This is a genomic window from Natrarchaeobius versutus (assembly GCF_041205745.1).
GTDB classification, from domain to species: domain Archaea; phylum Halobacteriota; class Halobacteria; order Halobacteriales; family Natrialbaceae; genus Natrarchaeobius; species Natrarchaeobius versutus.
The window spans coordinates 124,886-150,415 of record NZ_JBGFCC010000007.1; the positions used below are offsets into that span (position 1 = coordinate 124,886).

25 protein-coding genes are annotated in these 25,530 nt (G+C 64.0%); 8 read left to right on the plus strand and 17 right to left on the minus strand.

Features of this window, described 5'->3' with window-relative positions; translation table 11 throughout:
* Positions 1-98: 98 nt before the first annotated feature.
* Positions 99-464, minus strand: a complete 366-nt coding sequence (locus AB7C87_RS16145) for a hypothetical protein (RefSeq protein ID WP_369730519.1) — start codon at positions 462-464, stop codon at positions 99-101.
* A 279-nt stretch (positions 465-743) separates the two neighbouring features.
* Positions 744-2,135 (minus strand): selenium-binding protein SBP56-related protein, encoded by a 1,392-nt coding sequence (locus AB7C87_RS16150; protein ID WP_369730520.1) that lies wholly within the window; start codon positions 2,133-2,135, stop codon positions 744-746.
* 253 nt (positions 2,136-2,388) lie between these two features.
* On the opposite strand from AB7C87_RS16150, the gene AB7C87_RS16155 reads away from it, so the two are divergent.
* Entirely contained in the window at positions 2,389-3,552 is a 1,164-nt protein-coding gene (locus AB7C87_RS16155) for a cystathionine gamma-synthase (RefSeq protein ID WP_369730521.1), read from the plus strand.
* A gap of 21 nt (positions 3,553-3,573) precedes the next feature.
* Here the strand turns inward: AB7C87_RS16155 and AB7C87_RS16160 are convergent, their stop codons facing one another.
* Positions 3,574-4,566: a hypothetical protein gene (locus AB7C87_RS16160; protein ID WP_369730522.1), complete on the minus strand. Its 993-nt coding sequence runs from the start codon at positions 4,564-4,566 to the stop codon at positions 3,574-3,576.
* Positions 4,567-4,775: 209 nt separating this feature from the next.
* Between AB7C87_RS16160 and AB7C87_RS16165 the strand changes: the two genes are divergently transcribed.
* Positions 4,776-5,465, plus strand: a complete 690-nt coding sequence (locus tag AB7C87_RS16165; RefSeq protein WP_369730523.1) for an MBL fold metallo-hydrolase — start codon at positions 4,776-4,778, stop codon at positions 5,463-5,465.
* A gap of 105 nt (positions 5,466-5,570) precedes the next feature.
* Here AB7C87_RS16165 and AB7C87_RS16170 read toward each other — a convergent pair whose 3' ends face one another.
* On the minus strand, positions 5,571-6,701 hold the full coding sequence (locus AB7C87_RS16170) for an RNA ligase (RefSeq protein ID WP_369730524.1): 1,131 nt from the start codon (positions 6,699-6,701) through the stop codon (positions 5,571-5,573).
* A gap of 140 nt (positions 6,702-6,841) precedes the next feature.
* Here AB7C87_RS16170 and AB7C87_RS16175 point away from each other — a divergent pair, with 140 nt between their 5' ends.
* Together AB7C87_RS16175 and AB7C87_RS16180 are read left to right on the plus strand one after the other, a co-directional pair.
* Positions 6,842-7,276: a hypothetical protein gene (locus AB7C87_RS16175; RefSeq protein WP_369730525.1), complete on the plus strand. Its 435-nt coding sequence runs from the start codon at positions 6,842-6,844 to the stop codon at positions 7,274-7,276.
* A 368-nt stretch (positions 7,277-7,644) separates the two neighbouring features.
* Positions 7,645-8,316 (plus strand): RNA ligase partner protein, encoded by a 672-nt coding sequence (locus AB7C87_RS16180; protein ID WP_369730526.1) that lies wholly within the window; start codon positions 7,645-7,647, stop codon positions 8,314-8,316.
* Positions 8,317-8,333: 17 nt separating this feature from the next.
* Here the strand turns inward: AB7C87_RS16180 and AB7C87_RS16185 are convergent, their stop codons facing one another.
* The 3 genes from AB7C87_RS16185 to AB7C87_RS16195 form a co-directional block, all read right to left on the minus strand.
* The gene (locus AB7C87_RS16185) at positions 8,334-9,614 is read right to left on the minus strand and encodes an MFS transporter (RefSeq protein ID WP_369730528.1); all 1,281 of its coding nucleotides are present in this window, start codon (positions 9,612-9,614) and stop codon (positions 8,334-8,336) included.
* Positions 9,615-9,749: 135 nt separating this feature from the next.
* Positions 9,750-10,016 carry an elongation factor 1-beta gene (locus AB7C87_RS16190; RefSeq protein ID WP_369730529.1) on the minus strand — a complete coding sequence of 89 codons (267 nt, stop codon included), beginning with the start codon at positions 10,014-10,016 and terminating at the stop codon, positions 9,750-9,752.
* A gap of 10 nt (positions 10,017-10,026) precedes the next feature.
* Positions 10,027-10,206: an HVO_2753 family zinc finger protein gene (locus AB7C87_RS16195; RefSeq protein WP_369730530.1), complete on the minus strand. Its 180-nt coding sequence runs from the start codon at positions 10,204-10,206 to the stop codon at positions 10,027-10,029.
* Between the two features lie 505 nt (positions 10,207-10,711).
* Between AB7C87_RS16195 and nreA the strand changes: the two genes are divergently transcribed.
* On the plus strand, positions 10,712-12,019 hold the full coding sequence (nreA, locus tag AB7C87_RS16200) for a DNA repair protein NreA (RefSeq protein WP_369730531.1): 1,308 nt from the start codon (positions 10,712-10,714) through the stop codon (positions 12,017-12,019).
* Between the two features lie 102 nt (positions 12,020-12,121).
* Positions 12,122-12,319, plus strand: a complete 198-nt coding sequence (locus AB7C87_RS16205) for a hypothetical protein (RefSeq protein ID WP_369730532.1) — start codon at positions 12,122-12,124, stop codon at positions 12,317-12,319.
* 191 nt (positions 12,320-12,510) lie between these two features.
* Here AB7C87_RS16205 and AB7C87_RS16210 read toward each other — a convergent pair whose 3' ends face one another.
* Both AB7C87_RS16210 and AB7C87_RS16215 read right to left on the minus strand, forming a co-directional pair.
* On the minus strand, positions 12,511-13,605 hold the full coding sequence (locus tag AB7C87_RS16210; RefSeq protein WP_369730533.1) for an AI-2E family transporter: 1,095 nt from the start codon (positions 13,603-13,605) through the stop codon (positions 12,511-12,513).
* A gap of 341 nt (positions 13,606-13,946) precedes the next feature.
* Positions 13,947-14,411: a DUF302 domain-containing protein gene (locus AB7C87_RS16215; protein ID WP_369730534.1), complete on the minus strand. Its 465-nt coding sequence runs from the start codon at positions 14,409-14,411 to the stop codon at positions 13,947-13,949.
* Between the two features lie 153 nt (positions 14,412-14,564).
* Here AB7C87_RS16215 and AB7C87_RS16220 point away from each other — a divergent pair, with 153 nt between their 5' ends.
* Complete coding sequence (locus tag AB7C87_RS16220; protein ID WP_369730535.1) at positions 14,565-15,743, plus strand: sensor histidine kinase; 1,179 nt, start codon at positions 14,565-14,567, stop codon at positions 15,741-15,743.
* 160 nt (positions 15,744-15,903) lie between these two features.
* On the opposite strand, the gene AB7C87_RS16225 is transcribed toward AB7C87_RS16220, so the two are convergent.
* The 5 genes from AB7C87_RS16225 to AB7C87_RS16245 form a co-directional block, all read right to left on the minus strand.
* Positions 15,904-16,602, minus strand: coding sequence for a CPBP family glutamic-type intramembrane protease (locus tag AB7C87_RS16225; protein ID WP_369730536.1), 699 nt, complete (start codon positions 16,600-16,602; stop codon positions 15,904-15,906).
* A 6-nt stretch (positions 16,603-16,608) separates the two neighbouring features.
* Positions 16,609-16,893, minus strand: coding sequence for a DUF5789 family protein (locus AB7C87_RS16230; protein ID WP_369730537.1), 285 nt, complete (start codon positions 16,891-16,893; stop codon positions 16,609-16,611).
* A gap of 79 nt (positions 16,894-16,972) precedes the next feature.
* Entirely contained in the window at positions 16,973-18,151 is a 1,179-nt protein-coding gene (locus AB7C87_RS16235; protein ID WP_369730538.1) for a pyridoxal phosphate-dependent aminotransferase, read from the minus strand.
* Positions 18,152-18,160: 9 nt separating this feature from the next.
* On the minus strand, positions 18,161-19,165 hold the full coding sequence (speB, locus tag AB7C87_RS16240) for an agmatinase (protein ID WP_369730539.1): 1,005 nt from the start codon (positions 19,163-19,165) through the stop codon (positions 18,161-18,163).
* On the minus strand, positions 19,158-20,483 hold the full coding sequence (locus tag AB7C87_RS16245) for an aspartate aminotransferase family protein (protein ID WP_369730540.1): 1,326 nt from the start codon (positions 20,481-20,483) through the stop codon (positions 19,158-19,160). Before AB7C87_RS16245 ends, speB begins: the two co-directional genes overlap by 8 nt.
* Before the next feature lie 223 nt (positions 20,484-20,706).
* Here AB7C87_RS16245 and AB7C87_RS16250 point away from each other — a divergent pair, with 223 nt between their 5' ends.
* Positions 20,707-21,738, plus strand: coding sequence for an NrpR regulatory domain-containing protein (locus AB7C87_RS16250; protein WP_369730541.1), 1,032 nt, complete (start codon positions 20,707-20,709; stop codon positions 21,736-21,738).
* Here AB7C87_RS16250 and AB7C87_RS16255 read toward each other — a convergent pair.
* Genes AB7C87_RS16255 through AB7C87_RS16265 form a run of 3 tightly spaced genes read right to left on the minus strand, consistent with a single transcriptional unit; the run spans position 21,735 to position 25,525 of the window.
* Positions 21,735-22,562: a nitrilase-related carbon-nitrogen hydrolase gene (locus AB7C87_RS16255; protein WP_369730542.1), complete on the minus strand. Its 828-nt coding sequence runs from the start codon at positions 22,560-22,562 to the stop codon at positions 21,735-21,737. The genes AB7C87_RS16250 and AB7C87_RS16255 overlap by 4 nt on opposite strands.
* Entirely contained in the window at positions 22,562-24,436 is a 1,875-nt protein-coding gene (locus tag AB7C87_RS16260; RefSeq protein WP_369730543.1) for an ABC transporter permease subunit, read from the minus strand. The genes AB7C87_RS16255 and AB7C87_RS16260 overlap by 1 nt, the downstream gene beginning before the upstream one ends.
* Positions 24,437-25,525, minus strand: coding sequence for an ABC transporter ATP-binding protein (locus AB7C87_RS16265; protein ID WP_369730544.1), 1,089 nt, complete (start codon positions 25,523-25,525; stop codon positions 24,437-24,439).
* Positions 25,526-25,530: the final 5 nt, after the last annotated feature.

The following is a 25,530-nucleotide window of genomic DNA, read 5'->3' on the forward strand; positions in this document are numbered from 1 at the left end:
GGTTCGCCGACCGCGTGGAGCGCCAGGAGAACCAGTCCGACGACGCCGAGTGTGGCGTTTGAGACGTGCAGGCCCGCGACGAGAACTCCCTCGACGGTTCAGTGGAACAACAGGGTACCGAACGCGGCGTCCGCACAGCCAGCATGCGGTGAGAGTCCTCGGTTCCGACCGAACAACGCGATTACTCCGCCGACTATCAACCCGCCGGTTGCCATGGGCGGCTGGCGGCTTGTAACCGATAAGAGTGCCACGACGCCCAGAACGAACAGGAGGACGGCCATCCGTCTCTGCATCGACTCGTGTTCGGGATCGGCGGCGAGTTTCGATCGATACCGTCGAACGACGACGACGCCGACCGTGAGGCTCAGGATCGTCGAGGGCGTGACCGCCGCGACGAACAGAACTGATGTGTGGTGATTGTACGTACCTCCTTCCGTCCCGTGGCGCTGGCGACTGCCGGCCAAACAGCGAGGGTGGGAATCGCAACTGCGATCGAGATGCGGTCCGCTCTCATCGATTTCATCCCCCTCACACGTCCGATTTTTGGGTCATTCTCGAGGGAATTGGTTCGTTACTTCGCCCATCCGGTCCGCTCGGATTCCGGTCTTGACAGCGACGAACCGCACTCGGTTACCGGAGCAGTGCCGAGTCCGAGGCGAGCGCGGTGGCCACCGACCCCGTCGAATTCGAGCGGCGATACCCGGTACTCGGGCGCGCTCGTGCTACACTCGGGCGCGTGGTCGTTACATCCAGACGTCACTAGTGCAGTCGCCGTCGGGCCAGCGGATCTCGTGGGCGCGAGCGGGTCCCTCGGGTAACTCGCCGAAGTCGACGAGGAACTCATCGTCGAGAACCATCCTCCCTTTACGAGGGTCAACGTCGACTTTCAACATCACCGATCCCTCGATCCCTTCCTTGGGGAAGAACTGGTCGTCCCAGCTCGAGTACAGCGACGTCGTAAAGTAGAGTCGTTCGCCGTCCAGCGAGAGCTGGAGCATCTGCGGACCGGCGTTGATTGGGCGTCCTTTGACCGTCTGGCGGTCGCTGAAGAGGCCGCCGACGGAAACCGTATCGACAAGTCGCGGATTCGACGGATCCGAGACGTCGTACATGCGGACCTCGCCGTGGAGCCAGTTTGCGAAGAACAGGTACCGGTCGTCCATCGAGACCACGAGGTCCGTAATCAGGCCGGGAACCGGCATGTCCCAGTCGTCGTGTTCGCGCGATTCGACGTCGATGACCTTGTCGGCCTGCCACTCGTCGTCCTTGCGGTGGAGGTGGAACATGTTCGAGGAGAGTGCGGCACCGACGTAGGCGTGTTCGGACTCCGGGCTGTGGAGAAAGCGCACCTCGAGGGGGACCATGCCTTCCTCGCCGAGATCGATCGTCTGTTCGACCGTCCGGTCCTCCCAGTTCCAGACGTGGAGTCGCTGACCGTAGTTGCCGGCTTCGACGTCCTCGAGGTCGAATCCCGGCTGATACGTCTCCGGAGCGGCCCATTCCGAGGACACCATCACGTTGCGACGCGGTTGGTACCAGAAGTCGTAGTTCATTTCGATGTCGCCCGGTTCGTCCCACCGACCGACGACGTCGAAGTTCTCGTCGAGTAGAAGGAACCCGCCCGGAAGGTTCCCTTCCGCGTCGCCGAGCATGCTAATCATAACCTGCTCTCCTGGGATGCAGTGAACGGTGTGGGGTGCCGAAAGGTCGTGTTCGAAGACCTCCTCGGGTTCGATGACCGCCACGAGTTCCGGATTCTCGCGGTCGGCGGCGTCGATGACGTGAATCCGGGACGAGCGGTTTCCGGGAACGATGAGGTACCGTCGCTGTGCTTCCTCGATGTGACAGGACGACGAACACGCGTTCCAGCCGAAGTGGTGTAACTCGTCACCGATTTCCGGCATCTCGACTCGGTCGATAATTTCACAGTACGTCGGGGAGTCGGGGTCGACGTCGACGACGGTCAACAGATCGGGTGCGCTCACGTCAGTCCCGACGTAGAGCGCCGGAACGTACGCGATCGTCTCCGGGTTACTCTCTTCGATGGCGGCTTGTGGCGTCGCGTAACCGACGCCGCGTTCGTGAGTGTGATGGTCGTGGTCGGCGTGGTGGTCGTGATCTGGTTTCGAACTCATAGGGTAAGTTACGCGAAGAGAAACGATAAACAAATATTGTGGATGTCTATGTACATTATTTCGATCCTGTATTTTGACACCACCGTCGGTCCGTGCAACGAGTGGGGTTGATACCGACGGCGTCGCTCGAACCGGTGGGAACGCAGTCTCGCCCATAACGTGGCTTTCCGACCGGTGCGGTCACCGATTTCACGTATGAGGATTCGCGGGGGCGGTCGTCAGTGTAACCTGCCTCCAGCACGTCGGGACAGGTATGGACGATGACCAGTTCCGGATCGAAACGCGCTCGATCCACGCCGGCCAGGTGCCCGACGAACGGACGGGCGCGTTAATGACGCCCATTCACGCCAACTCGACGTACGAACAGGACGCCCCCGGCGACCACCGTGGCTACGAGTACTCCCGGACCGGCAACCCCACGCGGACCGACCTCGAGGAGAACCTCGCGGCCCTCGAGTCGGCCGACTACGGCCGCGCTTTCGCCAGCGGGATGGCCTCGATAAACACGGTCCTCAACTTGCTTTCAGCCGGCGACCACGTCGTGACCGGCAACGACGTCTACGGCGGCACCCACCGCATCTTCACCCAGGTCTACGAGGAGTACGACCTCGAGTTTTCGTTCGTGGATATGACCGACCTCGAGGCGATCGAGGACGCGTTCCGTTCCGAGACCGAACTGCTGTGGCTCGAGACGCCGACGAACCCGCTCATGTCGATCGTGGACGTCGAAGGTGCGGCCGAAATCGCACACGCGAACGACGCGCTCTGTGCGATCGACAACACGTTCGCGACGCCGTACCTCCAGCGCCCGCTCGAGTTAGGCGCCGATATCGTCTCGCACTCGCTGACGAAGTACCTGGGCGGTCACTCCGACGTCGTCGGCGGTGCGCTCCTGACGAACGACGCCGACCTCGACGAGCGTTTTGGCTTCTACCAGAACGCCGTCGGCGCGACGCCGGGTCCCTTCGAGTGCTTTCTCGTCCTGCGGGGAACGAAGACTCTCCCGGTGCGGATGGATCGCCACTGCGAGAACGCCCGCGCGCTCGCCGAGTCACTCGAGGGCCACCCCGACGTCGATCGGGTCTACTATCCGGGCCTCGAGAGCCACCCTGGCTACGAGATTGCCCGCGAGCAGATGGACGACTTCGGCGGCATGTTGAGCTTCGAACTCGACGCGAGCCTCGAGGAGGCGAGCGAGGTCGTCTCGAACACCGAGGTGTTCACCCTCGCCGAGAGCCTTGGCGGGGTCGAGAGTCTGATCGAACAGCCGGCGCCGATGACCCACGCCGCAATTCCGCGAGAGGAGCGACTCGAGGCCGGCCTCACCGACGGGCTGATTCGAGTCTCCGTGGGGATCGAACACGTCGACGATCTGATCGACGACCTCGAGTCGGCGATCGACGCCGCGCTCTCGTAACGGTCCGTCGGGGAAGACCGATCAGTTACCGCGGCGGGCAACGTGTGAGCGGAGTATCGTCTCGAATCCGTCGAGATAGGCGTCGACGTCGAGACTCGAGAGGTCGTCGTCGAATCGCTTTGCCTCCCGGTACTCGGAGCGCCAGCGCTCGAGAAGTGAGGCTTCGACCCCCGACTCCTCGATCGCACGAACGACCGGTTCGACGGTCGCCGCCGTCGGTTCCCGCTCGATTCGTGCGATGTCCTCGGACGAGACGATCCCGGTCTCGAGTGCGCGAGTCACGACGCCGGAACTGTAGTCCCGCTCGCCGAGTTCGCGCTTCCACGAGGAGATCCAGTTGCTGATCCGCGCCATCCGCTGTGTTCGCCAGCAGAGTCGGCGAAGCGGTGCGAGTTCACACTCGTCGAACGAGGGCGCGGCGGCGAGGTCGAGGTCCGCGTAGACGAACACCAGCATGTTGTGGACGTCGTACGCCCAGAGTTCGCGTTCCGTGCCGAGGGTCGGATATCGGTTGAGTAGGTAAGAGTACTCGATGGCCGAAAGCGACTGCTCGAGGTCGAACTGGAGCAGATCCGCGAACTCGTCGGCTCGAGGGAGCCCCTCGTAGACCGTACGAAATCCGTCCCAGAGGTCGATCGCGAACCGAACCCGATCACCGTCGACGTTCGGGTGGTCCGGGTTCGGACGCCTCCGTTCGAACGGGACCTTCGCCAACTCCTCGAACGTCGCCCGATCGCCGTAGCGTTCGGCGACGTCGTCGACCACCGTGATGTAGATCGACGCGAGGAGTTTCGCGTTCCGGACGCGTCGAACTCCCTCGGAATCGACGGCGGAGAGCGTTATTCCGGGAAACACCCGGTATAGCCACTGCCAGAGCTCCCTGTCCCTGTCGCCGACGATCCGTTCGTAGCGTTCGACGTGTGTTTCGACGCCCGCGGGAAACGTCTGCTCTCGGACGTTCGAGATCGGGTCTGGATCCGACTCGAGGGCCGAGAGCGAGTTTGTAGCGACCATTTCTCGTCCGAACAATTTGGCAACGTTCTTGTATTTAAACCTATGGGATGAGTGACACGATTGGGAGTGGCCCATCACCGCGATCCCCTGGCGGTAAACCGTATCCCATCACTGTCGGATCGATCGACACGCCGACGCCGCCTGTTCGGGTGCTCGAGTGCGTCTCGGTTCGGTGGATACTATACGAACTCGGCGCTGAACTATCGCGTATGCAGGACCGAGAGGATCCGGGTGTTCACGTCCTTTCGCTCTCCGTCGAACACGGGGGGCGTGAGTTTACCGTATCGCCGACGGCGGTCGAAACGGAACGCGGACTGGTGTTGATCGATGCCGGGCCACAGGGAGCGGTCGGTTCCCTCCACGTCCACCTCGAGAGCCTCGGCTACGAACTCGAGGACGTCTGGCTGGTCGTCCTCACTCACCACGACGCAGATCACGCGGGCGCGCTCGCGACCCTGCTCGAGCGGACTGACGCGGTCGTCGCGGCTCATCGGGCGGAAACGCCTTTCGTGACCGGCGAGCGCGATCCGTTGAAAGGGAGCGAGGACGACGACCGGTATCCGCCGGTGTCCGTCGACTTCGAACTCGCCGGTGGCGTTCGGATCCCGACGCTCGCCGGACCGATGGAAGTCCTCGAGACGCCCGGCCACACGCCCGGGCACGTCTCAATTTACTTTCCGGAGGGGGAACTCCTGGTCGCCGGCGATGCGCTCGTCGCGGACGGCGACGAGTCGCTTTCCGGTCCGAAACCCGAGTACACGCCCGAGATGGATCGCGCGCTCGAGTCGGTCGCCGACCTCGCGGAACTCGAGATCGAGCACACGATCTGTCACCACGGCGGCTACGCCGCGGCGGGGACGGACCGAATTCGGGAGATTCTCGATCGCGATCGGGAGTGACGAGAAGACGGGTCACGGGAGCTGAAGCGCATTAGAGACGGGAGCGAAGCCGGCTAAGAGAGGCGGTGAAGACGGGGGCGAAGCCGACGAAGCGACCCGGCCTCGTCACTCCTCGACGACGTGGCCCTCGAGGTAGTTCCGGATCTTGTCGTTGCTCGATGGGGTTCGTTTGCGAAATTCGACGATCCGGTCGCCGTTCTCGTGGCGATCCGACTCGATCTCGAGTTGGAGCCCGTCGGCCCGCAGGTGTTCGAAGAGCGCGTCGATCGCGTCGTCGCACGCGCGGACGGTGTGTCCCTCGCCGACCGTCCCGCCGTCGTCGACGCACTGGATGGCCTCGCGCATCGACAGCACGATCGCCTCGCCGAGGTCGTGAGCGCGTTCGCGAGCGACCTCGTCCGATTCGTCCCACTCGACGGACTGGAACGCTTCCCGGAGCAGGCGCCGGAACATGAACGGCTGTCCGTAATCGAACGGAAGCGAGAACGCGTACGCGAGGTCTCCCCGGTTCGCGGCCGACGTCGTATACTTCAGCTGTCGCGTCCCGCTCAGGGACTTCATCACGATTCCCTCGCGACCCTCGCGGTCCAGTCGATCGATGATTCGTCGGATCTCGGCCGTTTCGTCGACCTCGTAGGTGCCGAACGACCGAACCTGCGGGACGTCGAAGCGCTCGTATCGCTCGCGGCGTTCGCCCACCGGGAGCGGGGCACCCGTCTCGCGGTCGCGCCAGTCGAACGCCCGGAACGCGAGCGAGTCCACACCAGGATAGTCACAGGCCGTGTAGGGGTTCTCCGGACCGATAATCTCGCCACAGATCATCGCCCCGGGGTGTGTAGCGAACAGCGCCTCGAGGTCGGCGAGGTCGATCAGTCGCTCGAGCATCCGCGTGGTAAACGGACAGATCCGACCGCTCCGCGAGAACGCCAGGATCTCGCCGTCGATACAGGCCACGCGAACGTTGTAGCCGTTCAATTTCTCCTCGACGACGATCTTCTCCCCGTCGCCGAACGCCGTCGGGATGCCGGCCGAGAGCACCAGCGTTCGCGGGACTTTCGGAAACCCGCGGACGACGGTGCCCTCGAGTAAGACGGTCCCGCGCTCGACGCCGCGGCGGTAGTCCGGCACGTGGCGGTACTCCCGGCCTTCGTAGGTGCGGGACTCGAGGTGATCCTCGAGGCCGTCGAAGGCGGATTCGCCGATCCCGAGCAGTCTGTGATACTCGGTCGCACACATACGGGTCGCTACGCCGCCGGGATGGAAGAACCACACCCCAACCGCACGGTGATCCGACGGATTTCGACGGGTGGGTCCGTCGACGTTTCGGGGGCCGCCGAAACGGAATTCTCATCGGACTCGAGCGATAAGATTCGTCGATGCGAATCGAACTCCGCGTCTGCCAGCACTGTCTCGACGGCGACCACGCCGGCCACTACAAGACGTCGGTGCTCCAGGACATGGTCAACTGCGCCGAGCGGATCGAGGAGTACAAGGAGGTGCTCGATCTGGACGAGGTGCACATCCGGAAGGTTCGGGACGACGAACCCGGGAAGCCGGAAGCGTTGCCGGTCGTCGCCGCGACGATCCAGAACGACCAGATCGTCTTGAACGACACGCAACTCGTCGCCCAGGGACAAGACGGGACCATGCTCCTGTACGCCCACCCCGACGACATCCTGACCGTCCTCGCGGGCAACGTCGACGAGATCAGCAAGGCCGTCCACGAGGACGTCACCGTCGACCTCTCCGAACCGGGTGCGAAGATCGTTTCCGAGGCGAATCTCGGTGCAAATCGGAACCGCGGCGAGTGAGCGTGAAGCCGACAGCGGACATCGGTACCGCTGAGACGGATTTTGATGCAGATCGTCCAATATTATGCGGGTTGAATAGCCCGCTGGTAGAGGATAATGATGACAGCCAATCCGACGAGACTCGTCACTATTCCGGCCAGCAAGTAGAACACCCACACGTTCGTCGAAAAATAAAACCAGAGTGCGAAGAGGACAATTACTGCGCTGACTCCTTTCGCAATAAATCCGAGCGCATCATCGATAATTTCTACCAACCCATCCATGGTTCTTATCTACGGTATTAGCGGAATCTTTCCAGAGGCCGATAGTCGTTTCGTCTCACGAGGGATGGGCCGCAGTTATTTCTCGCTTCGAGTCCAAACTCGTCCATGAGCGAGGCGTTCAAACAGCGGTTCGTCCTCGACACGTCGCTGTTTCTCACCGAGGAGATCCGCCGCGACGGTGAATCGCTCGAGGAGACGCTTCACAGACTGCTCGAGTCGATCGCGAACGCCCGACTCAACCTGGGGATCTCCTGTTACGTGCCGCCGACGATCCACGACGAGTTGACGACGATGCTCGAGGCTCGTGGCGTCGACGAGGAGGTGTACGCGAAGCTCAACACGTGGGTAATCCGCAAACATCCCGACCGCTACGGCGTGTCGATCCCGGCGAACGTCGTCTACAGCTTCGTCGACGAGATGAGCGGTCGGGTCGACCGTGGCCTGCGGGTCTCCGAGCGGGCTGTCCGGCGAGCGGAGGGGGCCTCCGACGAGCCACTCGAGGGCCACGACCACATGACCGAGGTCGATGCCGTGGTCTCGGACCTACGCGAGAAGTACCGCGACGCGATGCGTACCGGCGTACTCGACTCGAGAGAGGACTTCGACCTCCTGATTCTGGCACGCGAACTCGAGGCCGGCGTCGTCACCGAAGACCGGGGGATCATCGACTGGACGGAGGACTTCGGCCTCCGGTACATCCGCGGTCGGGAGTTTCCGGACCTCTTGGAGCAGTACCTACAGGCGGTCGACCCGGAGTCCAAACGGACCCTCGAGTAGTCGACTCGGGGAGGCGGTTACCCTCCGGCCGCGGTCCGTCGATGCAAGACGAGCGAACAGCAAAACGCGACGACGACGGAACCGGCGAGCAATCCGAACGCGAGCCGGTAGCCGAACTCGGTGTAGGCGACGGTTCCCCCCACGGTATCGCCGGTCCGGTAGGCGTCGAGTACGACGCCGATCAGGGTCGGAAGCACGGTCGCGCCGACGAAGCCCGCGCCGTTGACCGTCGCCGTCGCGACCCCGCTTGCCCCTGCGGGATACCGTTCTTTGACGATCGACAGCGAGAGCATGACGGTCCCGAGTAAGAACCCACAGACGAAGTACGCGACGGCGACGACGGGAAGCGGCGGCCGACCGACCGCGGGAACGATCGAGAGCACGAGGACGAACAGCCCCAACCCGGCGACGAGCGGGAGCGTTCGCTGTCCGAGCCGATCCGAGATCCAGCCGACCGCCGGCGCGCCAACGAGCATTCCGATCGAGCCGAGTAGCGTAAAGTAGGATGCCGTCGTCACCTCGAGTTCGTAGACGACGACGAGGTAGGGCACGCCCCACAGTCCGATCAGCGTCAGGATCGTTCCGTTGCCCGCAAAGAAGATCATCGACAACAGCCACTGGTCGGGGTCGCGAGCGAGCCGCCGGAGGTATCGCCCCGTCTCGGCGAGCGTGATCGACGGCTGTTCGGGCACGCCCTCGATCGGCTCGAGGCCGGCGTCGGCCGGGGAGTTACGCGCCAGGACGTAGACGCCCGCGGAGCCGAGAAAGCCGACGATCGCGAGTCCGAAGACGGTCGGGCGCCAGCCGAACGAATCGACGGTGATCGCAAGCGGCGTGGTCGCGAGGATAGCACCGAGGCCGGCCACGCCGGCGGTCAGTCCCGTCATCGTCGCGAACTCGTCTGCCTGGTACCAGTTCGCACAAAACCGGAGGATGGAGACGAAGATGACGCCGCTTCCGAGACCGATCAGCGCTCGGGAGACGAGTGCGAGGGCGTAGCCGTCGCTCGCGGCGAAGCCGATCGCGCCGACGCTCAACACGACGCCGCCGATCGATCCGACGTGGCGCGGCCCGATTCGGTCTGCGAGCACGCCGGTCGGGATCTGGATCGCCGCGTAGATCAGGAAAAACGACGCGTGGAGCGTCCCGAGCTGAGCCGCCGTTGTTTCGAAATCCGCGGTCAGCCGCTCGGAGAGGACAGCCGTCGAGAGCCGGTGTAGGTTGACGAGCAAGAAGACGACCGCGAGCGCTCCCCACGCGAGCCACCGACGCTTTCGCGGGTCCGACAACGGGTTCACGCTCGAGTCGTTTCGCGGTCGTAAAAGTAAGGATTGTGTTCACTCCGGTCGACAGTCTGATCGATTGCTCGCGATCGGCTTCGAACTCGCGGCGCTCGAGGGTTTGAAAATCGGTTCGGGAAAAACGGATCCCGATCAGATACGGCCGACGTTTTCGACACCGACGCTCTCGACGCCCTCGACACCCGTAAAGTTCTCCTCGACGGTCTCGGTCCCGCCGGAGCCGTCGGGGACGATCACGGTGGGATAGAGCGCGACGAGGCCGAACGCGACCTCCTCTCGTTCGACACCGTTGATCTTCGCTCCCTCGGGAAGGGAACTCTCGAGGCGCTCCTGGAGCGCGTCGAGGTCGATCTCTGGGCTGCTCGGCATGACCTTGATTTTGGCGGCTACTTTTCCCATAGTAATCGTCTTACGGACCCGTGAACCCGCAGTCGGGACACTCGTAGAGATTGCTCTGCTTGCGACACTTTGCACAGCGATAGATCTGGGCTCCGCAGTCGGGGCACTTGAACGCGGCGGCGTTCGTGCCGGCGATGTTGATCCCACAGGAGACGCAGGATCGCGTTCCGCGGTCGTCGGTCGTACTCATACCCCTCCCTTTCCGCCCGTCGTTTTTAACCGTTGTCTTTTGCGAACTCGCGACGCCGGCAACGCGGACGGACTGGCGGGACCTCGAGAGGGCGGTTTCGGTCGACGTTGAGTGTTTTCTGAGTCAGAAAATACCCTTATGGATATTTTATGTCCCAGTCGAAAGTAGACGTGCGGCCCACCACGTCGGTGAACCGCCCGGTCGCCGATCGGGCCGTGCCTCTGACACTTCTGTTGGACGACGAGACAGTGTTTCGAACGTGATAGTAGCCACTGCACGTCATTGCACACCAGATCGCCAGACGGTTCGGCGATCAGTGTGTACATCGTTTCAGTTGTTACTATACTATATCGCCGAGAGAATCGGGCAGTGTGCGATCACCCGAACGATCGTTACGGCGATCCGGACGAACAGCCGCGTGTATCGACGCCCAGACGGGAGAACCGGACCGCTATTCGAAGCTGGAACTCAACATTCAAACGGACCCCCGCCTTAGATCGACCGAATGCGTCTCGGCGACTATATCGAGGAACTCGAGCCCGACGAGGAAGCCGAGCGACGGCGCCTCGCGAAGGAGAAATCCTACGCGATTACGGACCACTTGGAGGATTTCGAGCGCCGATTCGACGACGCGCTCTCGGGTGATACCCTCGTCGGCTCGACGTCGCCGTCGATCTTCGTCGGGCGGTCGAACTACCCCGACATTCCGATTGGGTTGCTCTCACCGGTCGGCGACGAGGACGACGCCGAGGAGTACGTCACGGACGGAACCTGGTACCGACAGGGGTACGCGATCGACGACGTGCTCCAGCGTCGAACCGGACTCCTGAACTCGAGCAAACGCGCGAACGTCGACTCGCCGGGGATCGCGAGCCGGTTGGCACCCTCCGTACACGACACCTGGGACGGCTTCGTCGGCGTCCAGCGGGAGGTTGCCATTGCGGACCGCCCGGTCGACCTCGAGATCGGCCTGGACGACACGCCCGACCTCGGACTCGAGACGGGGACGGACGTCGCGACGCCGCGGGGTCCGCGGGCGAACGCCCGGAACGCCGAACTCCGGGAGAACCCTTACGTGCCGCGGCCGGTGAAGAAGACCCTCGAGGACGACGACTGGCAGGCCCAGGGCGCGATGACCTACCTCTATCGGCGCGGATTCGACGTCTACGAGATCAACTCGATCCTCTCGGCGGGCGCGCTGGGCGAGGCGAAACAGCGTCGACTCGTCCCGACGCGCTGGTCGATCACGGCCGTCGACGACACCGTCGGTCAGTTCCTTCGGGGTCGCATCCGGAACGAGCCGAGCATCGACGAGGTACAGGTGTGGGCGAACGAGTACATGGGAAATCGGTACTGGGTGATCCTCGCGCCCGGGCGCTGGGAGTTCGAACTCGTCGAGATGAAAGCCCCGGGGAGCATCTGGAACCCTGACCCCCACGACGACGTCTGGATGGCGAGTGCGAGCGAGGGCTACGAGGGCCGGACGAGCTACGTCGAGGAGACCGCCGGCGCGTACTACGCCGCCCGGCTGGGCGTCCTCGAGCACCTCGAGTCGATCGGTCGGCAGGCGAAGTGTCTCGTCTTGCGTGAGGTGAGCGACGACTACTGGGCGCCGGTCGGCGTCTGGCAGGTCCGCGAGAGCGTTCGCAACGCGTTCGACGGAACGTACGGCGAGGCCGAAACCTTCCACGACGCCGTCTCGGAGGTCACGACCCGACTCCCGGTCTCACACGCCCGTCTGCGTCGAAAGTCGGAACTCGCCGCCGGATTACAGTCGAGTCTCGATGCTTTTACGGGCTCGAGAGAGCCGTGAACTGGACGACTTGCCGTTTCCAATCCGATCGGCGATTGCCCTCGGTCGGCCATCGGCACACTCGAGGAAAACGCCTTTAGCCGGTCGGCACCGAGCGAGCGTATGGCGCTCCCTCCCGATCTCCTCACGCTCTTGGCGGCGCTGTTTATGCTGTTTGGCGTTCCGTTGATCCTGTTCTCGATCGTCCTACTCTACACCGGCTACATCCGATACGACGCAGAACAGTATCTCGAGGAACTCGAGGCCGAAGCGGAGGAAGGTGAAGAGTCCGAGCGCGCCCGGGAGCCAAACGAGCAGTGAACCTCCCCCGGGTCAAGCCCCGAGGCACTCGGCCTGCTCCGGCTGTCGATCCGAGGGGTAACGGGCGTCAGTTCCTGAATGGCCGTGTTCTCCGCCAGCGGAGACGCCCCTCCGGGGGATGGGGCTGGTCGGTCCCTCGGTACAGCAAACCATCTCACAGGGATCGTTGTAACGACTTACAACGGTCCCCCTCAGTCGGTCGGGCTCGAGGCGGTCTCGCCGTCGAGTTTGTCCGGCGTCTCGGTCGGGTGGGTGGATTCGGCGGCGGCCGTGGTGAAGTCGTGGCGGCTGAAGACGTTCAGCCCCGCTTTGAACACCGCGAGCAGGACGGGGCCGAGGAAGAGTCCCATGATACCGAGCAGGTAGATCCCGCCGATGACGCCGACGATGACGACGGCCGGGTGGAGCCCCGAGTCCCGGTCGACGAAGATCGCCCGCAGGTAGTTGTCGACGATCGAGAGGACGGTGACGCCGTAGAGAAACAACGCGACGGCTGGAACGGGGCCACTGGTCATCGCGAGGTAGCCCACGGCGGGCGCCCAGACGAGCCAGACGCCGACGGCCGGCAGAAACGCGACGACGACCATGATGATCGTCCAGAATGCGACGTTCGGGACGCCCAGCAGGTACAGTCCGAGTCCACCCAGAACCCCTTCGACGATCGCGACGAGGACGTGACTCTTGATCACCGCCCAGGTGACGACGTTGATCTCCGCGAACAGCTCCTCGCGCACTTCTGTCTCGAGTGGGGCCACCTCACGGAGCCAGGCGACGAACGTCTCGCCGTCGGCAAGCAGGTAATACAGGAGGAAGACGAAAACGATCAATCCGAGCCCCATCTCGATGCTGGTGTTGACGAGACTCAGCAGTTCGAGCAACGCGATTTCGGCGGCGTTCGACAGCGACGAGTCGATCTCCGCGAGGACCGCCGACTCGAGCGCCTGAATCTGTTCGGCCTCGAGACCGAATTCGTCTCGGGCGATTTCGCGACTCCGTTCGACGAGGCTCGCCCCGTCGATATCGCCGAGAAAGGAGGCGACCGTCTGGAGGACGATCAGCGAGACGAGCAATAGTGGGACGACCGCTCCGACGACGGCGAGGAGCGTCAGTGCGAGTGCAGCCATCTTCGATCCCAGACGAGGTTCGAGGCGTTCGTACGCGGGGTAGAGCACGAACGCCAGAAGCGCCGCGGCCATCACGTACTGCAACAGCGGTGCGATCATCAGCGTCGCGATCGCTCCGAGGACGACGAGCAGGAGGGCGAAGAAGGCGGTCCGAACGTCCATGTCCCGTTATCTGACGGATGCTACGTAAACGTTGACATTTTCCCGAGCGAAGTCGACCGACGGTTGCGGGCGGACGCGACAAGACGAGGCGGTTTCGATCGTCTCGAGTTCGGTTCCAGACCGCGAGAGCCGGAAAACTGCCGTCGCGATCGTACTGGCGGAGAGAAGTTGGCGGGAAGTCGATCACGAAGTCGTGGTCGTCACCATCGAGGACAGCCGCAGTGGTGCGTGCAGACCCCGAATACCGTAACAACTGAAACGATGTACACACCGATCGCCGAACCGTCTGGCGATCGGGTGTGCATTGACGTTCAGTGGCTACTCTAGTTTGTCCGGCAGTGTTAGTCCGTCGTCTCGCCTTCGACCGAGTCGAGTCGGTCGAACGCGTCCTCGGTGAGATCGCCCGTGGTGTCGACGATCTCCTCCCAGGCCTCGTTGTCGGGTGCGATGCCGAGCAGACGGGCGATTTTCATGATCGAGACGTGGTAGACGCGCTGTCGACCCGGCTCCTCCTCCCAGACGATGACGTTACAGGGAAAGAGGCCGCCGATGCGCATGGTCTCGTCGAGGGCCCGGTTGGCGATCTCGGGGTTGCAGGCGCCGAGAACGTAGTAGGGGTCGCGGTCGGCGTCGACTTTCTCGTTCAGCAGTTCCGAGGGGGAGAACTCGACGGGGATACCGAAGCCGACGTCTTGACAGACCTCACGGACGTGTTCGACCGCCGCCTCGTGGCTCATCTCGAGAACCGCCTGTTTCTCGCCGAACTCGTCGGGATCGATCGTCTCGGGGTCGATCGGGAGCGTCATACGCGACCGTTAGTCGCCCTCGCGTTTATACTGTCGGACAGCGGGTAATGGGGAGAGCGGACGCGAATTCGCGACTCCGTCGTTCCCATCGCCCACACCGGTGTGGGCGACCAGGGCAAAACCGTTATGGATTGTGCGCCCGGAACTGATCCAATGAAATCAGGGCCCCGTTTTTCGTCCGCAGTCGATGCCAGGGCGTTGATTATGTCACTCGGGGCGCTGTACCTGTTGATCGCGATCGGAACCGCGGTCATCCGAACGTCTCACGACGAATCGATCGTCGCCGTATTCGTGGTCTTCTGTTTCGTCGGGACGCCGGGACTCGTCCTCCTCGCCGGTGGGTATCGACTGCCCCGGACCGACATCTCAGAGGAGTTTTTCGTCGTTATTTTCGGGCGAACCGTGGCCGGGATCGGGATCATGATCGGTATCCTCGCGCTCTATCACGTCCAACCCGATACGGGCCTCTCCGAGCCCGGACGGTCGATCCCGATACTGACGGGATTCAGCGCCGTCGCCGGATTCGTCGCCGGCGTCTCCGACGCCAGAGCGAAAACTCGAGCGGCCACACTCGAGCGCCAGAACAGACTGCTCGAACGAACGCAACGACACCTCGAAGAGTCAAACGAACGCCTCGAGCAGTTCGCGTACGCGGCATCACACGACCTCCAGGAACCGCTCCGGATGGTGTCGAGTTATCTCCACCTCCTCGACCGACGGTACGGCGACGACCTCGACGAGGATGGGGAGGAGTTCCTCGAGTACGCACTGGACGGATCGGAACGAATGACGGCGATGGTCGATGGATTGCTCGAGTTTTCACGCATCGAAACCGAGAGCGAACCGTTACGGCCGGTCGATCTCGGCGACGTGCTCGCCGGCGTTCGTGAAAATCTCGAGCTCCGTCTCGAGGAAACCGACGCAACCGTCGAGATCGCCGATCTTCCGCGCGTCGAAGGCGATCCGCGTCAGTTGCAACGACTCTTTCAGAACCTCCTGTCGAACGCGATCGAGTACAGTGGCGAGAGCCCGCCGCGAATCGCCGTCACCGCCGAACCCGACGGCGAGGGCTGGCTCGTCTCGGTCCGCGACGAAGGAATCGGGATCGACCCCGACGAGCAGGATCGTGTCTTCGAGGTGTTCGAGCGACTTCACGCCCGGGACGAACACGCGGGAACGGGGATCGGCCTCGCGATGTGTAAACGAATCGTCGAACGCCACGGCGGGGAGATTTGGGTGAAATCCGCACCCGGCGAGGGCGCCACGTTCTCCGTTACGTTGCCGGGGACGACCGATCGTCTCGAGTCCGAGGCGGACGGACCGGTCCGGTAACGAGAACTCCGTTACAGTACTCCGTATGAAACGATTTACACGCCGCTCACAGACAGCGTCCGGTCTCCGGGTCGATTATCGTCAGTGGGTATGCAGTGGCTTCGGTGGGTAGTATAGCCGGTTCGATCCGCGACGACCGAGAGTCGCGACGCCGCTCCGTTCACAGCGGAATCGGGAGCCACTCGAGGTATCGTAGCGCGGTCGTGGGATCGAACAGCGGATCGTGCAGGACGAGCCAGTCGAGCAAAACGAGCCCCGCACCGTGGGCGATCACCGACGGGAGGATGGAGTCGGATTTGTAGTCGACCGCGCCGAAGAGGACGTCGGTCGGACCCGACAGCAGGAACTCGATCGGCGGCTTCGAGGAGTGGTGGATCATGTAGACGACGGGGCTGATAAACACCGCCTTGAACCCAAGTTCCTTGACGCCGACACAGAGCAACCCGCGGTAGTACGTTTCGGTCGCGAGCGCGAGAACGAACAGCTGGATCGCGTGGGGGACGAACTCGCCGGGAGCGGCGGAGGTCTCCCAGATCGGGTAAAACGATCGAATCGTCGGAAGCGTCGAACCCACGAGGTAGAACGGAAGGACGAACATCGAGAGCAAGACGGCGTTCCTGATGGCGACGCGATTGATATTCCAGCCGATGTGTCGCCCGTGTGTGAGCCCCAACGCGAGCGGTCCACCGATCATCAGCACGGACTCGAAGACCACTCGTCGATCGAGTTCGCCGGGGACCGAGTGCATCCAGACGACCGTTAGAATCGCACCCGTTAGAAGCGATTTCTGGACCCAGGAGAGCCGATCGAACTGGTCGCGAACGACCTCGAGAACGCGTCGGTCGCTCTCGGTCGCCACGGCTGATTATTCGTCCGCGGTCGGAATCGGTCCGGTGGCGACGACCTCGCGGACGTGTGCTTCGAACTCCTGGTGGCGCTCGAAGTACGTCTCCTCGACCGCCTCGAGAATCGTCGATAGCTCCTGGGGACCGTCGGGCGTTCGGAGGACGCTGTCGCCCTCGAGGCGGTCGATTTCGCTTTTCTCCTTGGGCCAGGTCAGTCTCGAGGTGACCCGCGCGAGAGGCGCACCCTCGACGGGCGTGTGTTCTCCGAGTGAAACGGCGGGTTCCTCGTCCTCGTCGTCGCTCATGATCGGCGGTTCGCGAGCGCGTCGATTCAAGGTTTCGCTTCCGCCGAGTCGGTCGGAACCGTTCGAAGATCGTCCGGGGTTACCACCAGCGATTCTCGAGTAATCGATCGATCGCCTCGTCGATCGTCGACTCGTTGCGCGAGAACGTAAATCGGACCCAGTCGGTTTCGGCGTCGGGGTCGGTGTAGAAGCTACTGCCGGGGACGGGTGCGACGCCTGCTTCCCGGATCAGCCGATAACAGAACTCGAGGTCGGTCTCGTCGGTCGGGTAGCGGGTCATCACGTAGTAGGCGCCGTCGGGTTCGACGGGTTCGAGGCCGGCCTCGCGGAGGCCGGCACAGAGCTGGTCGCGGCGACGCTCGTAGGAGTCGGAGAGTTCCTCGTAGTACGACTCCGGCAGGGAGAGCGCCTCGACGCCGGCGCGCTGGAAGGGTGTCGGCGCGCAGATGCTCGTGTAGTCGTGGACCTTCCGGAGTTCCCTGGAGAGGTATTCGGGAGCGAGACAGAAGCCGACGCGCCAGCCGGTGACGCTGAACGTCTTCGACATGCCCGTACAGACGACGGTTCGCTCGGCGAGGTCACCGACCTCGACCGGGCTGACGTAGTCGTCGGTGTAGACGATGTGCTCGTAGATCTCGTCCGTGAGGACGATCAAGTCGTGCTCGAAAACGATCTCTTCGATCCGCTCGAGTTCCTCGCGAGTGAAGACCTTCCCGGTCGGGTTCATCGGCGTGTTGAGCACGAGGATGCGGGCGCGTTCGGCCGCCGCGGCCAGCGCGTCGTAATCGGGCTCGAGGCCGTCGGTCATGTCGAGCGGGACGGCGCTTGCGCCGGCAAACTGGCTCGCAGGGATGTAGCTCTCGTAGACGGGTTCGAAGTAGATCACCTCGTCGCCGGGGCCGGCGAGTGCGAGCATCGTCGACATGATCGCCTCGCTGGTCCCACTGGTGATCGTCACCTCCGTCTCGGGATCGTACTCCACTCCTTTCCACTCGGCGTAGCGCTCGGAGACGGCCTCCCGGAGTTCGGGTAAGCCCCAGGTGATGGTGTACTGACTGTCGGTGTCGATCGCTTCCTTCGCGGCCGCCTTGATCGACGGGGGCGTCTCGTCCTCGTCGGGAATGCCCTGTGAGAGGTTGATCGCGCCTCGATCGATCGCCTCACGAGTCATCTCCCGGATGACCGATTCGGCGACGCCGGTCGTCCGACCGGTGCCGACGACGCCGTCGGGAAGTCCGCCGTTGTGTGGTGTGTCCATGATCTGTGCTCACTCCGCGAACGCGCGCTCGAGCAACGTGACGAGGAGGTACGCCGCGAGGCGCTGTGTCCCTTCGGTCGAGTCGTACCGCGGCGCGACCTCCATCAGGTCGGCGCCGGAAACGGCGTCGTGTGCCCCCAGTATCTCCATCGTCTCGAGAGCCTGCTGGGCGGAGAGGCCGCCGGGGATCGGCGTACCGGTTCCCGGCGCGACGCTCGGGTCGACGGCGTCGATGTCGAAACTGACGTAGACGGCGTCGGTTCCGTCGGCCGCGGCTTCGACGGCGTCGGAGACGACGTCGCCAATCCCTCGCTTTTCGACCTCCCGCATCGTGTAGAGGTTGAGGCCGGTTTCGTCGGCGAACTCGAAGAAGTCCGGCGACTCGTAGCCGCGAATCGCGACCTGGCTGACGTTCTCGTAGTCGACGGACGGCGAGTCGGCGATCAACGCCGTACTCGAGCCGTGGAACTCGGTGCCGAAGACGGGGCTCTCGGAGACGGTGTCGGTGTGTGCGTCGATCTGGACGAAGCCGACGCTGTCGTAGCCGCCGCCTTCGGCGAAGCCACGAACCGAGGGGAACGTACAGTAGTGGTCGCCCCCGAGCAGGACGGGGAACGTCTGTGCGGCGAGTGCGGCGACGTGGGCCGTGATGCTCTCGGCGGTCGTCTCGTGGTCCATCGGGAAGACGGGGACGTCGCCGCAGTCGGCCACCGAGAGGTTACCGAAGTCGACGTTGTTTCCGGTCTGCATGTTCGTCAGCCCGCCCTTGTAATCCGAGATGTAGGCCCACCAGCCGCTGGCCTCCCGGATCGCCGCCGGCCCGTACCGCGCGCCGGGACGGTTGGAGACGGCCCCGTCGTAGGGGACGCCGACGACCGCCGCGTCGACGTCGTCGACGTCGTCGAACGCGCGTTCCTCGCCCTTGAGGAAGCGGTCGAATCCGGCGTAGGCGAGTTCGACGTCCGCGCCGGTCACCGACTCGCGAAACACCTCGGCTCGATCGCGCTCACGCATCCGTCTCGACCTCCGCCTCGAGCGCCGCTTCGAGCGACTCCACCGCTCGCTCGAGTTGTTCGCGAGAGATCGTCAGTGGCGGCTGGAACCGCAGGACGTTGCCGTAGTAGCCGCCGACGCCGATGACGATGCCGTCCGCTCGCAGCCGTTTGGAGACGGTCTTCGCGAGGTCGTCGGCCGGGGCGGCCGCGACGCCGAGGGGCCCCTCCCCGTCGGGGTCGACGAGTTCGATCCCTTGCATCAGGCCGAGGCCGCGGGTCTCGCCGACGACGTCGAACGACGCCTCGAGGGCCTCGAGTTCCTCGGCGAGCCACGCCCCCTGATCGCGCGCGTTCTCGACGATCCCGCCCTCGAGTTCGTCGATCGTCGCGAGTGCGGCGGCGCAGGCGACGGGGTTGCCGCCGAACGTCGAGAGGTGGTCGCCGGAGTCGAAGCTGTCGGCGATTTCGGCGGGCGCGGTGAACGCACCCAGCGGGAGCCCGTTCGCGATCCCCTTGGCCTGGGTCACGATATCGGGTTCGACGTCGAAGTGCTCGACGGCGAACAGTTCCCCGGTGCGACCGTACCCCGACTGGACCTCGTCTGCGATCAGGAGGCCGCCGTGGTCGTGGGCGATCTCCTGGACGCGCTCGAGCCACCCCGCCGGCGGAACGACGATTCCCCCTTCCCCCATCACCGGTTCGACGACGACCGCCGCGAGGTCGCCCGAGCTGTGGGTGCCGATAACGTGCTCGAGTCGGTCGGCGCACGCGGCCGTACACTCGCCGTCACAGGACGGACACCGATAGGCGTACGGCGCCGGTGCGTGGACCACGTCGTTGATCGTCGGCGCCATCTCCGCTTTGTACGCCTTGTTCCCTGTCAGCGCGAGACTGCCGAGCGTCCGGCCGTGAAACGCCATCTCGAGGGCGACGACCTCCGTGTTACCCGTGTGCTTGCGGGCGAGTTTGACCGCGCCCTCGACCGCTTCGGTTCCCGAGTTACAGAAGAAACTCTTCTCGAGGTCGCCGGGGGTGATCTCGGCGATCCGTTCGCCGAGGGCCGCGACCGGGCCGTTCGGATGAACGTACGAACAGCCGTGGACGAACTCCTCGAGTTGGTCCCGTGCGGCATCGACGACCGCGGGATTGTTGTGGCCAACGTTCGCCACCGAAATGCCCGAAAAAAGGTCGAGATACTCGTTTCCATCGAAGTCCTCGAGCGTACAACCCTCGGCTCGTTCGACGGGGACGTCGAGTTCTTTCCACACTGACATCACGTACTCGTCGTACCGTGACTCGACTTCCCGATTATCCGTGAACGTCGTATTGGGTGCCATTGTCACACAGTATGGCAATTTGTTGCCACCCTATGCGACGGTCTACAGGAAATAAAAGCTTACCCACGGGACGTCCCTCGCGGAGGCGAAACCGCGACGAGGTCTGCTGGTCCCACGGGCGGCTCGACGGGGAAGCGTTTCGGTGCCAGTTGCGCCGCGGGACGTTCGTCTCTCGCAACCGAACGCAAACATTAGTGTATCCCGTCGTCCATTGTTCGCCTGAATGCCCCCGGATCTCGATCGACGAACGTACGACATCCTCAGGCTGGTCGACCGTCACGGCCCGATCGGCAGCATTCAGCTCGTCGAACTGATGCAGGTACACGGCTACGATATCAAAGGCCGGACGATCAGGCTCACGCTGTCGGAACTCGACGACCTGGGATTAACCACGAAGGTTCCGGGGCGCGGTCGTCGACTCACCAAACAGGGTCGTCGCGAACTCGAGCAGGGCCACGTCAGCGGCCGCCTCGAGCAGATCCGTGCGCGAATCGCCCAGCTTACCAGTCGGGTGACGTACGATCCGACCGAAGACGCCGGCGTACTCATCGTCTCGGGAGCGTTCCTCGCGGAGGACGACGTCGACGACGCCCTCTCGGTGCTCGCCCGCCTCGACGCGCGTTCGTTCGGTCCGATCCCGGTGTCGTTCGCCGAAAGCGACGAGAACGAGCCCGGCGACTACCGACTGCTCGTCCCCTCGAGCATCTCCCTCGACGGCGTCTTGCTCACCCACGGAATCAACGCGACGCTTACGAACGCCGCCGTTCTCGAGTACGAACCCGCGGACGCTCGGGTGGACGACGGCGACGACGAAAGGGGCCGGATTGTCCGCCACGTCGACGTGATAAACGGGAAAGGATCGTCGATCGACGTCATCACGCTCCTGATCGAGGCCGACCGCAGCGACGTCACGAGCATTCTCGAGTCGTCGGAGACCGGATTTCTCCTCGGCGACGACCGGGAGTTCCCGATCAACCGGTTCGAGGAGGCCCGCGACCTCGCGGAGTCGACGAGGGATTCCCTCGGCGGCGTCCTCGACTTTCAGCGACCGCGCGAACGGACGCAACTTCAGGAAGGGAACACCGGGTGGTCGTTCGGATCGATCACGTACGCCGGAACCGGGGAACTGCTATTAACGGCGCTGTACGAGTACGACCTCACAACCTCGTGGGAGACGCTGTACGGAATGGTCTCTCGACACAAACTCGAGTCGGTGCAATCGATTGCTCGTTTGCCGGAGCCGACCGACAGTTAACAGTCGTAGACGTCCGGTCGGCGGTCTGCGAGTACGTCGTCGCGATCGGTCAGCGACTTATCGCGGGCCCGCGAGAGGTCGCAGTCGGCCTCGAGAACGTGCTCGCCCTCCTCAGGTGCCGGCCCGGCGAGCGGTCGGCCGTTCGGATCGAGGAGGACGCTCTGGCCTTCGAACGGAACGTTCCGTTCGACGCCGGCGCGGTCCGCACAGGCGACGAACACCCGGTTGGCGTTGGCGTGGGCGACCGCCTGGTGGACGCCCATCGTCCAGCCGGCGGGGCGGCTCTCCCTCGCCACACCGGGATCTGGAACCCAGTTCGTCGGCACGGCGATCAGATCGGCGCCGCGTCGCGCCTGCGTGATCGTCGCCTCGGGGAACCACAGATCGTTGCAGATCTGGACGCCCAGGCGGCCGAACGGCGCGTCGAACACCGGCAGTCGGTCGCCGGGCTCGAACCACCGTTTCTCCTCGTTCCAGAGATGTAGCTTCCGGAAGACCCCTTCCAGGCCCTCAGGCGAGACGACGAACGCGCTGTTGTAACACCGCCCGCTCGCACGCTCGGGAACGCCGCCGACGATCCAACTATCGGTTTCGGCGGCGACTGCCGCCCAGGCACGGGCGGTCTCGCCGTCCCGGGGTTCGGCCATCGATGCCACTTCCTCGGCGGACTCGAACACGTAGCCAGAGGTCGCGAGTTCCGGGAGGACGACGAGGTCGGCTTCCGGGTGCGAGCGAACGATCTCGAGCGTTCGGTCGCGGTTGTCGGAGACGGCACCGAACTCGGGAACCGTCTGGGCGACGACGACGCGGGTGTCCGATACCATCAGTCCCAGATCCCCCCGGAGAGCCGATCGATCGCCGTCATCACGACGACGGTGAGGCCGATGAAGACCACGCTTGCGGCCGCGATGGTCGGCGGATACGAGTACCGAAGCTGGTTGAAGATCTCGATCGGGATCGTCTCGACGAGGAACAACGAGAGGAGCCACGCGATGATGTACTCGTTGAGCGAGAGGATGAAGGCGAACAGCGCGCCGGAGATCACATTCGCGCGCAACAGCGGGTAGGTGATCGTCCGGATCGTCCGAACCGGAGACGCACCGAGGTTCATCGCGGCCTCCTCGTACGTTCGGTCGATCTCGCGAAGCCCCTGTGAGATCAGGATGAACGGGAACGGCGCATAGAAGATCCCGTGGGCGACGACGATGGCCGTGCGTGTCCCGGCGAAGCCAACCTCGAGAAAGAACACGAGGAAGGCGACGCCGATGATCACGGGTGGAACGAGGATCGGCAGGACGCCGAGTCCCCCGAGAACTGACTGCCAGCGGTAGTCGAACCGATCGAGGGCGAACGCGAGGCCGCCACCGATCGTCGTGCTGAGAATCGCCGCGCCGAGGGCGATCCCGAGGCTGTTCGCGAGCGCACCCATCCAGCTCAGATCGGTGAAGAACTCGACGTACCAGCGCACGGAGAAGCCTCCCGGCGGGAACGTCAGAAACTCCTCGGGCGTAACCGAGACCGCGACGATGATCGCGAGCGGAACGGCGATAAAGGCCATCGCCGCCGCGACGTACGCTCTGAACGTCACCCAGATGATCGACTCCCGGGTCGACGAGTCGATCGTCGTCACGAGCGAGTCGACGCTCCCTGCAATCCCGGCGCCAACCCGCGTGAGGCCGACGCTTGCGGCCGCGCCGACGACTGCGGACCGAATTCGCGCTCCGACGCCGGTTCCGGGGGAGGCGACCGGCTTTGGGCCCGCTGATCCGCCGTCGGTGGTGATCTCGTCGCTCCCGCTCAGACTCGCGGCGGTGACGTTCGTAAAGCGAACCATCACCCAGAGGAACGCGAGCACGACGACGATCAGCCCGATGCTCATCGCGGCGCCGAACGGGTAGTTGCTCTCGCTCATGATCTGTTGTTCGATCAACACCGGCAGGGTTCGTTCGGAGGAACTCCCCAGCAGTCGCGGCAAGACGTACGAACCGAGCGCGAGGATGAACACGAGCGCGGTTCCGCTCGCGATGCCGTTTTTCGACAGCGGATACGTCACCTTCCTGAACGTCCTCGCCGGCCCCGCGCCGAGGTTCTTCGAAGCCTCGAGCAGTTCGTCGTCGATGTTGCGGATGCTACTGTACAGCGTGAGGATCATGAACGGCAAGAAGACGTACACCATGCCGACCACCAGCCCCCAGTAGCCCGGGTAGAACGACCGAGGTTCAGAGAGGATTCCGACGGCGACGCCGAAGGAACTCAGAAAGCCGCCCGAAGCGAGGATGACCTGCCAGGCGTACGCCCGGATGACGTACGTCACCCACAGCGAGGAGATGATCGTAAGCAACAGCAGATCTCGGAGCCACGGCCGATTCATCCGCGCGAGGTAGTACGCGATCGGATAGCCGAGTGCCAGCGAGAGGACGGCGGTGACGAGCGAGAGTTCGATCGTCAGCCACGTCTGGCCGAGATAGAGACTGCTCGTGAGAAACCTGGCGTAGTTCTCGAGCGTAAAGCCCATCTCGTATTGCCCGCCGGGGATGTTTACCCAGAAGCTGAACACGACCAGCATGGACAGCGGGACGAGGAAGACGGCGACGAGCCAGAACAGCGGGTACGAGAGGACGTACCACTTCGCGTTCGCCTTCAGGCCCGCTCGGCCCGACTCGCCGGCACCGTCGTCCGTGGACGTCTCCGTCGCCATCTACGCCTCCACGAGCCGGCAGTCCTCGGCGGCGATAGCGACCGTCGTCCGGTCGCCGGGCTCGAGTTCGTCGAGCCCGCTCCGGCGGACGACGACGATCTCGCGACCGCCGTCGGTCTCGAGGCGGAACTCGACGCTGCTGCCGAGGTGTCGTTTGAACGTGACCGTTCCCTCGAAGACGTTGGTGTCGTCGACGCCGACGCCGCCGTCGGTGCTCGCACCCTCGAGGCGGAACCGCTCCGGCCGGACGACGACCGAGACGTCCGTTCCGGATCCGACGTCTCCCGGGTTCCTCGATCGGAGCGTCGCGTCGGGACAGTCGACGGTCGCGTAGCCGTCTTCGACGGACGCGACGGTGCCGTCGAAGATGTTGGCGGTGCCGAGGAAGTCGGCGACGAACCGCGAGTCCGGATCGTCGTAGACCTCCTCCGGCGGCCCGATCTGTTCGAAGCGACCGTCGTTCATCACGGCGAGACGGTCGGACATCGTCAGCGCCTCCTCCTGGTTGTGCGTGACGAACACCGTCGTGATGCCGATCTCCTGTTGGATCCGGCGCAACTCGACTTGCATCTGCTCGCGAAGCTTCTTGTCGAGGCTGGCGAGCGGTTCGTCGAGCAACAGCGCCTTCGGCTTCGGAGCGAGCGCTCGAGCCAGCGCGATCCGCTGTTGTTGGCCGCCCGAAAGCTGGTCGGGCGTCCGATCGCCGACGTCGGGGAGTTCGACCAACTCGAGCATCTCGGCGACGCGTGCGTCGATCTCCTCGTCGGTGTACTCGCCCGCCGCCTCCATCCCGTATGCGACGTTCTCGTCGATGGTCATGTGGGGGAACAACGCGAAGTCCTGAAAGACCATCCCGGTGTCGCGCTCGTAGGGCGGCGCGTCGGTAACGTTCTCGCCGTCGATTCCAACCGTCCCGTCGGTCGGCGTTTCGAAGCCGGCGATCATCCGTAACGTCGTCGTCTTTCCACAGCCCGACGGGCCGACGAGCGTGACGAACTCGCCGCTTTCGATGTCGATGTCGACGCCCTTGACGGCGAGGACACCGCCCGGATACCGCTTCGTCACGCCTTCGAGTGAGATTCCGCTCATTCTGG

Bases quoted from the DNA above. Each gene is read 5' to 3' on its own strand.
- AB7C87_RS16230 (WP_369730537.1), bottom strand. From the start codon at position 16,893: ATGAGCGACGACGAGGACGAGGAACCCGCCGTTTCACTCGGAGAACAC.
- AB7C87_RS16220 (WP_369730535.1), top strand. From the start codon at position 14,565: ATGAAATCAGGGCCCCGTTTTTCGTCCGCAGTCGATGCCAGGGCGTTG.
- AB7C87_RS16175 (WP_369730525.1), top strand. From the start codon at position 6,842: ATGCGAATCGAACTCCGCGTCTGCCAGCACTGTCTCGACGGCGACCAC.
- AB7C87_RS16195 (WP_369730530.1), bottom strand. From the start codon at position 10,206: ATGAGTACGACCGACGACCGCGGAACGCGATCCTGCGTCTCCTGTGGG.
- AB7C87_RS16180 (WP_369730526.1), top strand. From the start codon at position 7,645: ATGAGCGAGGCGTTCAAACAGCGGTTCGTCCTCGACACGTCGCTGTTT.
- speB (WP_369730539.1), bottom strand. From the start codon at position 19,165: ATGCGTGAGCGCGATCGAGCCGAGGTGTTTCGCGAGTCGGTGACCGGC.
- AB7C87_RS16160 (WP_369730522.1), bottom strand. From the start codon at position 4,566: ATGGTCGCTACAAACTCGCTCTCGGCCCTCGAGTCGGATCCAGACCCG.
- AB7C87_RS16205 (WP_369730532.1), top strand. From the start codon at position 12,122: ATGGCGCTCCCTCCCGATCTCCTCACGCTCTTGGCGGCGCTGTTTATG.
- AB7C87_RS16165 (WP_369730523.1), top strand. From the start codon at position 4,776: ATGCAGGACCGAGAGGATCCGGGTGTTCACGTCCTTTCGCTCTCCGTC.
- AB7C87_RS16255 (WP_369730542.1), bottom strand. From the start codon at position 22,562: ATGGTATCGGACACCCGCGTCGTCGTCGCCCAGACGGTTCCCGAGTTC.
- AB7C87_RS16250 (WP_369730541.1), top strand. From the start codon at position 20,707: ATGCCCCCGGATCTCGATCGACGAACGTACGACATCCTCAGGCTGGTC.
- AB7C87_RS16245 (WP_369730540.1), bottom strand. From the start codon at position 20,483: ATGGCACCCAATACGACGTTCACGGATAATCGGGAAGTCGAGTCACGG.
- AB7C87_RS16215 (WP_369730534.1), bottom strand. From the start codon at position 14,411: ATGACGCTCCCGATCGACCCCGAGACGATCGATCCCGACGAGTTCGGC.
- AB7C87_RS16150 (WP_369730520.1), bottom strand. From the start codon at position 2,135: ATGAGTTCGAAACCAGATCACGACCACCACGCCGACCACGACCATCAC.
- nreA (WP_369730531.1), top strand. From the start codon at position 10,712: ATGCGTCTCGGCGACTATATCGAGGAACTCGAGCCCGACGAGGAAGCC.
- AB7C87_RS16235 (WP_369730538.1), bottom strand. From the start codon at position 18,151: ATGGACACACCACACAACGGCGGACTTCCCGACGGCGTCGTCGGCACC.
- AB7C87_RS16260 (WP_369730543.1), bottom strand. From the start codon at position 24,436: ATGGCGACGGAGACGTCCACGGACGACGGTGCCGGCGAGTCGGGCCGA.
- AB7C87_RS16170 (WP_369730524.1), bottom strand. From the start codon at position 6,701: ATGTGTGCGACCGAGTATCACAGACTGCTCGGGATCGGCGAATCCGCC.
- AB7C87_RS16210 (WP_369730533.1), bottom strand. From the start codon at position 13,605: ATGGACGTTCGGACCGCCTTCTTCGCCCTCCTGCTCGTCGTCCTCGGA.
- AB7C87_RS16265 (WP_369730544.1), bottom strand. From the start codon at position 25,525: ATGAGCGGAATCTCACTCGAAGGCGTGACGAAGCGGTATCCGGGCGGT.
- AB7C87_RS16155 (WP_369730521.1), top strand. From the start codon at position 2,389: ATGGACGATGACCAGTTCCGGATCGAAACGCGCTCGATCCACGCCGGC.
- AB7C87_RS16190 (WP_369730529.1), bottom strand. From the start codon at position 10,016: ATGGGAAAAGTAGCCGCCAAAATCAAGGTCATGCCGAGCAGCCCAGAG.